Origin of the sequence: Demequina sp. NBRC 110056, from assembly GCF_002090155.1 — a bacterium.
Taxonomy (GTDB): domain Bacteria; phylum Actinomycetota; class Actinomycetes; order Actinomycetales; family Demequinaceae; genus Demequina.
This window is the reverse complement of sequence record NZ_BBRM01000006.1, coordinates 100,908-113,569: the sequence shown is the minus strand read 5'-3', so window position 1 is coordinate 113,569 and position 12,662 is coordinate 100,908. Positions and strand designations below refer to the sequence as shown.

12 protein-coding genes are annotated in these 12,662 nt (G+C 72.9%); 4 read left to right on the top strand and 8 right to left on the bottom strand.

Annotation, left to right across the window (positions count from 1 at the left end):
* Window positions 1-7 precede the first annotated feature (7 nt).
* Both B7K25_RS10435 and B7K25_RS10430 read left to right on the top strand, forming a co-directional pair.
* A complete protein-coding gene (locus tag B7K25_RS10435; RefSeq protein ID WP_084106002.1) occupies window positions 8-1,417 on the top strand; it encodes an aspartate ammonia-lyase in 1,410 nt (469 codons plus the stop codon).
* Between the two features lie 262 nt (window positions 1,418-1,679).
* A complete protein-coding gene (locus B7K25_RS10430; RefSeq protein ID WP_084106001.1) occupies window positions 1,680-2,990 on the top strand; it encodes an NAD(P)/FAD-dependent oxidoreductase in 1,311 nt (436 codons plus the stop codon).
* A 152-nt stretch (window positions 2,991-3,142) separates the two neighbouring features.
* Here the strand turns inward: B7K25_RS10430 and B7K25_RS10425 are convergent, their stop codons facing one another.
* The 3 genes from B7K25_RS10425 to B7K25_RS13865 form a co-directional block, all read right to left on the bottom strand.
* Complete coding sequence (locus B7K25_RS10425; protein ID WP_084106000.1) at window positions 3,143-3,631, bottom strand: hypothetical protein; 489 nt, start codon at window positions 3,629-3,631, stop codon at window positions 3,143-3,145.
* Window positions 3,632-3,748: 117 nt separating this feature from the next.
* Window positions 3,749-4,006, bottom strand: coding sequence for a metal-sensitive transcriptional regulator (locus B7K25_RS10420; RefSeq protein WP_084105999.1), 258 nt, complete (start codon window positions 4,004-4,006; stop codon window positions 3,749-3,751).
* Window positions 3,994-4,149, bottom strand: coding sequence for a hypothetical protein (locus B7K25_RS13865; RefSeq protein ID WP_200807943.1), 156 nt, complete (start codon window positions 4,147-4,149; stop codon window positions 3,994-3,996). Before B7K25_RS13865 ends, B7K25_RS10420 begins: the two co-directional genes overlap by 13 nt.
* 90 nt (window positions 4,150-4,239) lie before the next feature.
* Between B7K25_RS13865 and B7K25_RS10415 the strand changes: the two genes are divergently transcribed.
* Window positions 4,240-5,898: an FAD-dependent oxidoreductase gene (locus B7K25_RS10415; protein ID WP_084105998.1), complete on the top strand. Its 1,659-nt coding sequence runs from the start codon at window positions 4,240-4,242 to the stop codon at window positions 5,896-5,898.
* A 202-nt stretch (window positions 5,899-6,100) separates the two neighbouring features.
* Here the strand turns inward: B7K25_RS10415 and B7K25_RS10410 are convergent, their stop codons facing one another.
* The 5 genes from B7K25_RS10410 to hemE form a co-directional block, all read right to left on the bottom strand.
* Entirely contained in the window at window positions 6,101-6,526 is a 426-nt protein-coding gene (locus B7K25_RS10410) for a hypothetical protein (protein WP_084105997.1), read from the bottom strand.
* Between the two features lie 88 nt (window positions 6,527-6,614).
* Window positions 6,615-7,808: a ferrochelatase gene (locus tag B7K25_RS10405; RefSeq protein ID WP_084105996.1), complete on the bottom strand. Its 1,194-nt coding sequence runs from the start codon at window positions 7,806-7,808 to the stop codon at window positions 6,615-6,617.
* Window positions 7,805-8,494 carry a hydrogen peroxide-dependent heme synthase gene (gene hemQ / locus B7K25_RS10400; RefSeq protein WP_084105995.1) on the bottom strand — a complete coding sequence of 230 codons (690 nt, stop codon included), beginning with the start codon at window positions 8,492-8,494 and terminating at the stop codon, window positions 7,805-7,807. Before hemQ ends, B7K25_RS10405 begins: the two co-directional genes overlap by 4 nt.
* Window positions 8,495-8,788: 294 nt before the next feature.
* Window positions 8,789-10,084 (bottom strand): NAD(P)/FAD-dependent oxidoreductase, encoded by a 1,296-nt coding sequence (locus tag B7K25_RS10395; protein WP_234988182.1) that lies wholly within the window; start codon window positions 10,082-10,084, stop codon window positions 8,789-8,791.
* A complete protein-coding gene (hemE, locus tag B7K25_RS10390; RefSeq protein ID WP_084105993.1) occupies window positions 10,071-11,162 on the bottom strand; it encodes a uroporphyrinogen decarboxylase in 1,092 nt (363 codons plus the stop codon). Before hemE ends, B7K25_RS10395 begins: the two co-directional genes overlap by 14 nt.
* A 52-nt stretch (window positions 11,163-11,214) precedes the next feature.
* Here hemE and B7K25_RS10385 point away from each other — a divergent pair, with 52 nt between their 5' ends.
* Entirely contained in the window at window positions 11,215-12,537 is a 1,323-nt protein-coding gene (locus B7K25_RS10385; RefSeq protein WP_234988218.1) for a glutamyl-tRNA reductase, read from the top strand.
* Window positions 12,538-12,662 lie beyond the last annotated feature (125 nt).

Genomic DNA, 12,662 nt, shown 5'->3' with positions numbered 1-12,662 from the left:
TGTCCCCATGACCCAGCAGAGCAACGACGCCGCCGAGTACCGCATCGAGCACGACACCATGGGAGAGGTGCGCGTCCCCGCGCACGCCCTCTACCGCGCGCAGACCCAGCGCGCCGTCGAGAACTTCCCGATCTCGGGCACCACGCTCGAGCGCCGCCACATCGAGGCGCTCGCCCGCGTGAAGAAGGCTGCGGCCCGCGCCAACGCCGAGCTCGGGGTCCTCGACCAGAGCATCGCCGATGCGGTCGTCGCCGCCGCGGACGACGTCGCCTCGGGCGCGCACGACGAGCACTTCCCGGTCGACGTGTTCCAGACCGGCTCGGGCACCAGCTCGAACATGAACACCAACGAGGTCATCGCGACGCTCGCGACGCGCACGCTGGGTGCCGACGTCCACCCCAACGACCACGTCAACTGCTCGCAGTCGAGCAACGACGTGTTCCCCACCTCCGTCCACGTGGCCGCGACCTCGACGCTGGTCAACGACCTGATCCCGGCGCTGGAGGGCCTCGCCGGATCGCTCGAGGCCAAGGCGGCCGAGTTCGCCGACGTCTACAAGTCCGGTCGCACCCACCTGATGGACGCGACCCCGGTCACGCTCGGGCAGGAGTTCGGCGGATACGCCGCGGCGGTGCGCTACGGCATCGAGCGGCTCCAGGCGGCGCTGCCGCGCGTCGCCGAGGTGCCGCTGGGCGGCACCGCGGTCGGCACGGGCATCAACACCCCGGCCGGCTTCCCCCAGCGCGTCATCGAGCTGCTCGCGGAGGACACCGGGCTGCCCATCACCGAGGCGCGCGACCACTTCGAGGCGCAGTCGGCGCGCGACGGCCTGGTCGAGGTCTCGGGCGCGCTGCGCACCATCGCCGTGTCGCTCACGAAGATCTGCAACGACCTGCGGTGGATGGGCTCCGGCCCCAACACGGGCCTTGCCGAGATCGCCCTGCCCGACCTTCAGCCCGGCTCGAGCATCATGCCCGGCAAGGTCAACCCGGTCGTGCCGGAGGCCGTGCTCATGGTCTGCGCGCGCGCGGTCGGCAACGACGCCACCGTGGCGTGGGCCGGCGCATCCGGCGCTTTCGAGCTCAACGTCCAGATCCCCGTCATGGCGCTGGGCGTCCTCGAGTCCATGCGTCTCCTGGGCAACGCGGCGACGGTGCTCGCGACGCGCACGGTGGATGGCATCACCGCCAACACCGAGCGCGCCCGCCGGTACGCCGAGGCGTCGCCGTCGATCGTCACGCCGCTCAACCGCGTGATCGGCTACGAGAACGCCGCGAAGATCGCCAAGCACGCCGTCAAGGCCGGTCTCACGGTCCGCGAGGCGACCCTCGACCTCGGCTTCGTCGAGCGCGGCGAGATCACCGTCGACGAGCTCGACCGCCTGCTCGACGTGACCACCATGGTCGGCGACCGGTAGCGGGAAGCCGGCGAGCGCATCGGCGCTCCCCACCCGCCTCCCGCTCCCCCTGCCCCGTCCTCCGCGAAAGTGGGCCCACTTTCGCGTTGGGGGGGCGGCGGTAGACTGGCCCTCGGTGGACCGGCCAGCGCGCATCACCGCGCCTGATGTCCCACGGTCTCGTCCCCGGCGAGCGCTCCCCGCGCCGCCGCGCGCATCGACGCACCCCGACATCGGAACAGTGCGACCCTCGACGCGGTTGCACTCCCAGGAGGCAACAACCATGACCACTCGAGTGCTCATCCTCGGCGGCGGCTACGTGGGCCTGTACACGGCCCTCACTCTCAAGAAGAAGGCCGGCAACCAGGTCGACATCACGATCGTGGACCGCCGTCCCTACATGACCTACCAGCCCTTCCTCCCCGAGGCGGCGGCCGGCTCGATCGAGCCCCGCCACGTCGTGGTGCCGCTCCGTCGAGAGCTGAAGGGCGTCCGCGTCATCCAGGGCAAGGTGACGGCGCTGACCCACGCCGACCGTCAGGCGCGGGTCGAGACGGACTTTGGCGACACGCTCGACCTCGACTACGACGAGGTCGTCATCGCGCTCGGCGCCGTGCCGCGCACGCTGCCGATCCCGGGCCTGGCTGAGATCGGCGTCGGGTTCAAGTGGGTCGAGGAGGCCATCAGCCTGCGCAACACCATCCTCGGGCGCATCGCGCGGGCGGCGTCCACCGAGGACCCGCACATGCGCCGACGTCTGCTGACGTTCGTGTTCGTCGGCGGCGGCTTCGCCGGCATCGAGGCGTTCGCCGAGACCGAGGACATGGCGCGCGCGGCGCTGCGCCACTACCCCGAGCTCCAGCCCGCGGACCTGCGCTTCGTGATGGTCGAGGCGATGACCAGGATCCTGCCCGAGATGGGCGAGGAGATGGGCGGGTACACCCTCGAGGTGCTGCGCAAGCGCGGCATGGAGATCTACCTCGCCACCCGCCTCGAGTCCTGCGAGGGCGGGCGGATCAAGCTCTCGGACGGCCAGGAGTTCGACGCCGACACGGTGGTGTGGACGGCGGGCGTGAAGCCCAACCCGGTGCTCGCCGACACGGACCTGCCCAAGGGCCCGCGCGGACACGTCAACGCCCTGCCCACCCTGCAGGTCGCGACCGAGGACGGCGAGGTGGTGCCCGGCGCGTGGGCCGCCGGCGACAACGCCCAGGTCCCGGATCTTGCCAAGGGCGAGGGCGCCTGGTGCGCACCCTCGGCCCAGCACGCGGTGCGCCAGGCCCGGCTGCTCGGCGCGAACCTCGCCGCCCACCTGGGCGGGCGCGAGGTCAAGGAGTACCGCCACCAGCACCTCGGCACGGTCGCCTCGCTGGGTCTGAACAAGGGCGTCGCGCAGATCATGGGCGTGAAGCTGCGCGGCTGGCCCGCGTGGTTCATGCACCGGACCTATCACATGGCCCAGATCCCGAGCTTCAACCGCAAGGCGCGCGTGGTCATGGACTGGACGACGGCGCTGTTCTTCCGGCGCGACCTCGTGTCGATGGGCCGCATCCACGAGCCGCGGCGGGCCTTCAAGGAGGCAGCCGACAGCTAAGCCCGGACAGCTAAGCCCGGACAGCTCGGTCCGGGCAGCTCGGTCCGGACCGCTCGGGCGGACCGCTCGGGCCGATGCGCGGGCCGATGCGCGGGCTGATTCTGGCGGTCGCGTCAGGCGGCTGGGTCAGGGAGTCGCGTCAGGCGGCCGGGTCAGGCGGCAGCGCTCACCGACGCGAGCAGGCTCTCCGCCTCGCACGTCGCGTAGGCGGCGATGGCCGCCTCGTCGAGGTCCTCGTCGCTCAGGGTGTCCGTCTCCATCCGCACCACCGAGACGGCGAGCATGGCGTCGAACCTCACCTGGACGCTGAGCTTGGGCTGTCCCTTGCGCGCCTCGCGCAAGGCCGCGACGGCGCGCTGGGCCCCGAGCCCTGTCGAGAACCACCGGACGGCCCCGGTCGCGAGCACCGGGCCGCGTGCCTCGGCGCCGTCGAAGTGGATCTCCTCGACGCAGGGCGCGTGGTCCGACTGCGTAGGCCAGTCCGCCATCACCTGACGGAACGCGTGGGTGCAGAGGGAGGCCTCGGGGAAATCGCCCACGATGACGGTGGCGCCGTTGTCGGTGTCGAGCGACACCGTGAGCTGAGGCACGGCACCGGCCAGGGCCGCGACGTGTGTCAGCGTCGAGACGGGCATGGTCATGCGGACCTCCTGGTGGGGTGATGGGGGCGACCTCGCTTCGCCCACGCTAGCCACCCGTCACGACTTTCGCAATCCCCATGTTTCGTAATTGCCACCGCGAGCGCGCATCGGCCCTGCTCAGGCCAGGGAGAGGAACACCTTCTCGAGGCGCTGGAGGCTCGCATCGCGCTCGTCCTCGTCGGCCGAGTCGAGGCAGTCCTTGAGGCCGGAGGAGATGAGGGCGAACCCGGCGCGGTCGAGCGCCTTCGAGACGGCCGCGAGCTGCGTCACCGTCTCCTCGCAGTCCCGGCCCTCCTCGACCATGCGGATCACGGCGTCGAGCTGACCCCGGGCGCGCTTGAGGCGGTTCACCGCCGCATGGGTCACCGCAGCCACGAGAACAGGCTCCTGCCCGCGGGCTTGTCGTGGCCCTCGCACCACTGGGACGCGGGCACCTGGGACTTCACGGAGTCCACGTGCTGACCGCAACCGGTCCAGGTGGTCTTGCCGCACAGGCGGCAGGTGATCGGTGAGCACATGGGCGCTCCTCCTTCATGGTCGAGTTGCTGCGACAATACCCCTGGGGGTATCCTGACGCAAGTCCCCCACCGCTTCAGGAGGCCGTCACCATGCCCACCACCGTCATCGTCGGCGCCGTCGCCGCCGGCATGTCCGCCGCCACGCGCCTGCGCCGTCTCGACGAGGACCACGAGATCATCGTCCTCGAGGCCGGGGAGCACGTCTCGTTCGCCAACTGCGGGCTCCCGTACTACGTGGGCGGCGTCATCCCCGAGCGGGAGTCGCTCCTGCTGCAGACCCCTCAGTCGTTGCGCGCGCGGTTCGATCTCGACGTGCGCGTGAACAGCCGCGTGGTGGCCGTCGACGCGGACGCCCACACCGTCACCGTGCGCAGCGCCGACCGTGGCCCCTACGACCTCACCTACGACCACCTCGTGCTGAGCCCCGGCGCGCGACCCATCGTCCCCGACGTGCCCGGGGCCGAGCGCGCCCTCGTGCTGCGCGACGTCGCCGACGTGGACCGCATGGCCGATGCGGTCGCTGGCGCGCGCTCGGCGGTAGTGGTGGGCGCCGGCTTCGTGGGCCTGGAGGTCGCGGAGAACCTCGCCCACCGCGGCCTGTCCGTGACCGTCGTCGAGCTCGCGCCCCAAGTGCTGGGCGCACTCGACTCCGAGCTGGCGATCCGCGTCCAGGACCGCCTCGAGGAGCACGGCGTGCGAGTGCTCACCGGCTCCACGGTGAGCGAGATCAGCGCGGCGGACGTGACCGTCGCCGGGCCGGACGGCTCTCACCGCATCGACGCGGATCTGGTGGTCGCGGCGATCGGCGTGACGCCCGACTCGACGCTCGCCGCCTCCGCCGGCGCGAGTCTCGGACCCCGCGGCGCCGTGCTCGTGGACGACGACATGCGCACCTCGGTGCCCGGCGTCTACGCCGTGGGCGACGTCGCCGCAAAGCGCGACGCGCTGGACGACGGTCCCGTCCTGATCCCCCTCGCCAACCTCGCCAACCGCCACGGGCGCCGCGTCGCCGACGTCATCGCGGGCCGCGGCGGTCGCGGTCGAGGGGCGATCGGCACCGCGGTGGTGGGCGTGTTCGGCCTCACCGCGGCCGTCGCCGGGCGCACGGAGCGGCGCCTCATCGCCGAGGGCCGCGCCTATCGCGCGATCCACACCCACCCGGCGGACCATGCCGGCTACTACCCCGGCGCGACGCAGATGGCTCTCAAGCTGCTCGTGGACCCCGACACGGACGAGATCCTCGGCGCGCAGGGCGTGGGCGAGGCCGGCGTCGACAAGCGCATCGACGTGATCGCCACGGCGATGATGGGCGGCATCACCGCCTCGGAGCTCGCCGACCTCGAGCTTACCTACGCGCCCGCCTACGGCTCCGCCAAGGACCCGGTCAACATGCTGGGGTACGTCGCGGAGAACGCCGCGACCGGCGAGACCCCGTCACTGCAATGGCACGAGCTCGCCGCGGCCGCCGACGAGCCGGTGGTGCTCGACGTGCGCACCGAGGCCGAGCACGACCGCGGCACCGTCGAGGTGCCATGGCAGTCCCCGCTGGTGATCCCCGTCGACGAGCTCCGCGAGCGCCACGGCGAGCTTCCGCGTGGCCGCCGCGTCGTGGTCCACTGCCAGGTGGGCCAGCGCGGCCACACCGCCACCCGCCTGCTGCGGCAGCTCGGCCACGACGCCGTGAACCTCGACGGCGGCTGGCTCACGTGGCGCGACGGACGGCGCACCCTGGTGCCGGCCCGGGCGTGACCCAGCGCGCGCATCGGCGCCGCTGACGGCCGCGACGTGCGCCACTCACCACACGGCTGTGACGCGTGGTGCGCGTGTGGCGTGAGTGGAACCCCAAGGCTTACACCAGCCACACGCGCCACAGCCGTGTGTTGAGCGGTACGGAGACGGCCCGGGCCGCCGGCGCGAGCCAGCCGTCAGCAGCGTCGATCAGCCTCGCGGCTCAATCCCGGCGCGGCGCGGAGTGCAGGATCGACCCCACGACCCCGATCGCGACCAGCAGCGCGATCTTCACGCCCTCGAGCGCCGCGTAGATCGCGTGCAGCGGGCTGTCTCCGGTGCTCTCGCCGGCGATGGTCGCCATCGTGCGGGCGTTCAGCGGCGGGTAGACGCCGAGCTTCTGCACGGCGAGCAGCACCACGGGCGCGGCGAGCACCCACAGCACCCGCGACCGGCGCGCGTTCCACAGGCCCACGCACCACACGGCCGCGAGCGCCCACTCGGCGTAGCCGGCCCACGTGAACTGCTCAACGCCCACCGCGAGCAGGTCCTCGCGCGGGACATCGGTGGTGAACTTCGAGCCCGCGGCGATGACGTTGCCGGCGATCGCGATCCCCGCCCACAGCATCGCCAGGGCGGGGCCGAGCATCCCAATCACCTCGGGCACGGAACGGCCTCGCAGCCGCTCCCGGAGCCGGAGCCGGCCCAGCGAGACCGGCTCGTCCGTCACGGCCGGCTCAGTCGCAGGACGCGACGGTGGGCTTCGCGGCCCGCCCCAGGCAGCAGTCCGTGGGGCACACGTCCTGCCAGGGGCCGAGCTCGGTGAGGGCCACGCGCTCGCGCGGGGCATCGCCCGCCGCGGCCACATGACGCTCCTCGACCAGGTCGATGAGCCCCGAGACGAACGCTGGGTCCACACCCACGGTCGGCACGCGCACCATCGTCAGGCCTCGCTCCTCGCAGGTCTCGAGCGCCTCGTTGTCGAGGTCCCAGGCGACCTCCATGTGGTCGGACACGAAGCCGATGGGCGAAATCACCAGGCCCGACGTGTCCGCTGGGAGGGCCTCGATCGCGAGGTTGATGTCGGGCTCGAGCCACGGCACGGACGGGTCTCCCGAGCGGGACTGGAACACAAGGGTCCAGGGCACGTCAGGGAACTCGTCGGCAACGCGGTCCATCACCAGGGCGGACACCGCGCGCTGCTGCGCGACGTACCAGCCGCCGCCGGCGTACCAGTCCTCGCCGCCGCCCGTGGGCACGGGCGTCCCGTCCGGCAGCGCCTCGCGCGGGCCCGAGACGTCCGCCGCCGCGGACGGGATGGAGTGGGTCGCGAACATCACGTGCGGGGCGGCGTCGTCGCCCGAGGCCACGAGAGCGCGCAGCCCCTCGCGGACCGCCGTCACGTTGGGCTCGACGAAGCCGGGGTGGTCGAAGTACTGGCGCACCTTGTCGAGCACGATCTCGCCCTCGAGCCCCGTCCGCGACAGGGCGGCGGCGAGGTCCTCGCGGTAGGCGCGGCAGCCGCTGTACGACGAGAAGGCGGTCGTGACGAGCACCAGCACGCGACGGTGGCCGTCGGCGTGGAGCTCCTTGAGCGCGTCGTCGAAGTAGGGCTCCCAGAAGCGGTTTCCCCAGTAGACCGGAAGGCCTAGGTCGCGCGACGAGATCTCCGCCTCGAGCGCGGCCTTGAGCTCGCGGTTCTGCTGGTTGATGGGGCTCACGCCGCCGAAGTGGCGGTAGTGATGCGAGACCTCCTCGAGGCGCTCGTCCGGCACGCCGCGGCCGGCGGTCACGTTGCGCAGGTACGGGATGACGTCATCCTGACCCTCGGGTCCGCCGAAGCCGGCGAGCAGGATGCAGTCGTACGTGGCTGGGGCGACGGTGCGGGACGCCGCGGCGAGCCGGGGCAGCGCCTCGGGGGCGGCGGTCATGACGCGAGCACCTCCACGGCCTCGGCGGTCTCGACGCGGCGGCCCGTGTAGAACGGGACCTCCTCGCGCACGTGGCGACGCGCCTCGGTGTAGCGCAGGTCACGCATCATGTCGACGAGGTCGGTGACCTCGTCGGCCTCCATCGGCAGCAGCCACTCGTAGTCGCCCAGCGCGAACGCGGCGACCGTGTTGGCGACCACACCCTTGAACTTCGAGCCCTTGATGCCGTGCTCGCGCAGCATCGTGCCGCGCTCCTCGTCGCTCAGGAGGTACCACTCGTACGAGCGCACGAACGGGTACACCGTGAGCCAGTCGCGCGCGGGCTCGCCGCGGAGGAAGCCGGGCACGTGGGCCTTGTTGAACTCGGCCGGGCGGTGGACGCCGGCGGCGGACCACGTGAGCTTGGTGTCGGCCAGCAGCTCGGTCGCGTGGAGCTCGCGCAGCGCGAGCTGGAGGTCCGCGAGGTCCGGGCCGTGGAGCCACAGCATCACGGTGCCGTCGGCGCGCAGCCCCGACACGTCGTAGATGCCGCGCAGGACCACGTCGTGCTCGGCGAGCTCCTCGACGGCGGCATCGAAGTGCTCGACGATGTCCGCGAGCTCGTCGTCGGGGGCGTCCAGAAGTCCGTCGAGGACGGAGAAGAGGGTGAAGCCGTGGGGCTGGTCGTCAGCAGGCGCATCGGTCATGGATCCATTGTCGGTGGTTCGGGGCGCCGATGCGAATCACCCAGGGCCCCTCCGGTCGCCTCAGCAGGGCCGATGCGCGCGCTGGGACCTCCGTGTGGGTCACCTCACGCGCGCGACCGGGACCTTGGTCCCACGTCCCGCCGACAGTGCCGAACATCGCAGCGGCGACACGCCGCGCGGCGGGCCTGATCTGGCGCGACGCGCCGGGCGTGAGAATCGCGCATGTTCGGAACTGTCGGGCGACGCGGGTCGGGCGGCGCGGGTCGGGCGGCGCGGGTCGGGAGCGCAGCCCCGTCAGGCGCCGAGCGTCGAGCGCGCGTCGTCCGCGACGATCGCCGCGAGGCCGCTGAGTCCCGCCGCGGATCCCACGAGATGCAGGCCCGGCACCGGATCGCGGTCCGCGACCGCCGCCGGCGCGGAGTCATGCCACTGGACGCGCGCGATGTCGCGCAGCTGCGACTCGCGGAGCGTGACGCCGAGCAGCGCGGACGCGTCAGCGAGAGCGTGCGGCCGCGCGTCGCGCGCGGTGTCGATGCCGTAGGACAGCCGCACCACTTGCCGACCCTCCGCAGCGTCGGCGAGCCACCGCCACTTGGCCGTCGCGTGCGTGAGCGCCTTGGCGCCGGACTCGAATCCGGCGGCGAGCACTCCGGTGCCGCGCGGCGCGCCGTCCAGCTCCGGGGCGTCCAGCACCAGCGTCACGAGCGCGACCTGCCGGTCCTCGGCCCACGCGACATCGGGCACGAGCGCCGCGACGATCGGCCGCGGCACGGCCAGGACCAGGTCGTCGACGTCATGCTGCGTCCCCTCGGACCACACACGCCACCCCGTGCCCCGCCGCTCGACCGCCCCGACCGGAGACTCGGTGAGGATGCGTGCCCCGGCGGCGCGCGCATCGGCCGCCAAGGCGTCCGTCAGCGTCGCGATGCCGCCCACGAGCCCCTGCACGGCTGCTCCGGCCGGAGCGGCCGCACGCCGGGCTGTCGCCGCGCGGACGAGCCCGCCCTTGGCGCGGATCTCCTCGGCGAGGCCGGGCGCGACGTCGGCCAGCGTGATGTCGTCGAGAGGTCGCGAGTAGATGCCCTGGACCACGGGAGCGACGAGTCGGTCGGCGGCGGCGTCGCCGAGCCGGTCCCGTGCCAGCTCGCCGAGGCTCGTCTGGGGCCCCACGTCGCGCACGGGCGCGAGCCGGTCTCCGGCCGCCCGTAAAGCGCCGCGCCAGCCGATCGCGCGGCGGACGTCGCGTGCGAGCGACGCGGTGGGGATGCCCAGCCATCCCGTGCGGGGCAGCGGGTAGGCGTCGTCCGGCGTGACGACCCACGCGGGGCGCGGCTCGGGCGCGACGATGCGCTCGCCCAGCCCCAGCTCGCGCACCAGCGTCGCGACGTGGCCGCCCCGGGTCGCGAAGGACTCGGCGCCGGCGTCGAGCTCGAGCCCGTCCACGTCGATCCGGGACACCCGGCCGCCGACGCGGTCCTCGGACTCGAGGACGGTGACGTCGTGTCCCGCACGGGCGAGGCGCCGCGCCGCGAGCAGGCCCGCAGGACCCGCGCCGACGATGACCCAGCGGCGCGCCTCAGCCACGCTCATGGACGAGGTCGACGATGCGCTTGACCACGTCGGGATTGGCGTGCGGCGGCATGCCGTGGCCGAGGTTGACCACGTGCCCCGGCGCCTCCGCGCCGCGCGTCAGCACGTCCATGACGTGACGGGTCAGCGGGGCGGGTGGCGCCGCGAGCATCGCCGGATCGATGTTGCCCTGCAAGGCGAAGCGTCCGCCGGTGGCCTTCGCCGCGGCGTCGAGCGGCGTGCGGTAGTCGACGCCGAGCGCCGTCGCGCCAGCCGCGCCCATCGCGTCCAAGAGGTGGCCGGCGTTCGCGGCGAAGTGGATGCGGGGGACGTCGAGGTCGGCGACCGCCGTGAGCGCGGCGCGGGAGCCGCCCTGGCAGTGAGCGACGTAGTCCGGCTCGGAAAGCGACCCCGCCCACGAGTCGAAGAGCTGGACTGCGGACGCGCCGGCGAGCACCTGGGCGCGCAGGAACAGGCCCGCCGCGCGCGACGTCCAGCGCACCAGCGCCTCCCACACGTCCGGCGCGGTGTGCATGAGCTCGCGAGCGCCGAGGTGATCGCGCGAGGGTCGTCCGTCGACCATGTACGCCGCGAGCGTGAAGGGCGCGCCGGCGAACCCGATGAGCGGCGTCGAGTCGAGCTCCTCGACCGTGAGCCGCACCGCGGAGCGCACGGCGTCGAGGCCGGTGTCGAACGCGCCGCGGTCGCCCGGCACCCCGAGCGCGGGCAGCGCCTCGATGTCCGCCATCGTGCGGATGGGCCTGCCGAACACGGGACCGACCCCGGGCTTGATGTCGACATCGACGCCCGCGATGCGCATCGGCACCACGATGTCGGAGAAGAAGATGGCCGCGTCGACCCCGTACCGGCGCACCGGCTGCAGCGTGATCTCGGAGGCGAGACCCGGCGTGAGGCACGCGTCGAGCATGCGCGTTCCGGCACGCGCCTCCATGTACTCGGGCAGCGAGCGACCGGCCTGGCGCATGAACCACACGGGCCGATGCGAGGGCTTGCCTCCGCGCAGCGCCGTGACGAGCGGGGAGTCCGCGGTGCGCCCGTCGACGAGGGGGTGGGCGGCGGGCAGGGCGGCGGAGGTCATATGTCGATTCTGCCCTGTTTCGCTGACGTGTCAGAATGGACGGGTGGTGCTCATGTCTCTCGTGGCCACTCACCGCAATCGTGACCTCGCTGTTCTCGAGCAGCTGAGCGTCGGCTCCGATGTCCTCGGGGCGACGGTCGCGGGTGGCCCCTCCGTCCGTGGTGCAGTGGTCCTGCCGACCTGCAACCGCTTCGAGGTGTACCTCGAGGCCGACGATGTGGAGGCGGGTCGCGAGGCCGTCATCGCCGAGCTGTCGCGCAGCACCGCCCTGGACCGCAGCACCATCGAGGGCGCGCTCGCGACCTACGAGGGCGACGACGCGGTCCAGCACCTGCTGTCCGTGTCCTCCGGCCTCGAGTCGATGGTCGTGGGCGAGCGCGAGATCTCCGGGCAGGTGCGGCGCGCGCACATCGACGCGCAGGCTGGCAACCACCTGAGCCCGCTGCTCGACCGCCTGTTCCAGTCCGCGCTGCGTACGTCGCGCGTCGTCGCCTCCTCGACCGGCTTGGGGACGTCCGGCCGGTCCGTGGTCTCGGTCGCCTTCGACCTCGCCTCGGCGAGCGTCCAGTGGGCCGATGCGCGGGCCGTCATCATCGGCACCGGCGCCCTGGCAGAGACGGGCGTGGGCTCGCTGCTGGCTCGCGGCGTCTCGATCGTGGGCGTCTTCTCTCCTTCCGGTCGCGGAGAGGAGTTCGGCCGCCGCCACGGGATCGCGGCCCTCGACCAGCAGCAGCTGCGCGAGGCTCTCGCCGACGTCGACCTGGTGCTCGCGTGCTCCGGCGGCGAGTCGATCGTCCTGACGCCGGCCCTCGTGGCCGCCGCGCGCCAGGACTCCGAGCGTCCCCTCACCCTTGTCGACCTCGCCCTGCACCGCGACGTCGCCCCCGGCGTCGCGCAGCTGCGCGGCGTCACCGTCGTGGACCTCGAGTCGGTGGGCGCCCACGCCCCCGACGAGTCGATCGGCTCCATCGAGGCTGCCCGCGCGATCGTCGCTCACGCCGTCGCGCGCTTCGGCGACGGAGAGTCCGCGCGTGCGCTGGACCCCGCGGTGGTCGCGCTGCGCGAGCACGTGTTCGGCCTGCTCGAGCGGGAGGTCGCTCGCGTGCGCCCCGGCTCAGGGGCCTCGGACGAGGCCGTCGCGCAGGCGGATGCCACCGAGGAGGCTCTGCGCCGCTTCGCGCGCACCCTGCTGCACACCCCCACCGTGCGCGCCCGCGAGCACGCGCAGGCCGGAGAGGCAGAGCGTTACCTCGACGCGATCCGCGCGCTCTACGGCATCGGCGTCGACGTGCCCGACGACGCCTGCCCCGCCCCCGAGATGGGTGGCGACATCGACGTGGAGCTGCCCGCCCACGCCTACCTCACCGAGCGCTGACGCCAGCCTGAGCCGGGAACCCGGCGAGCGCATCGGCGCTGTGTCGTCCCCACTCCCCCGGCCTGTCCGGCCCCGCTCACCCTCGTGTCGCGAAAGTGGGCCCACTTTCACTGGCTACAGCGTCA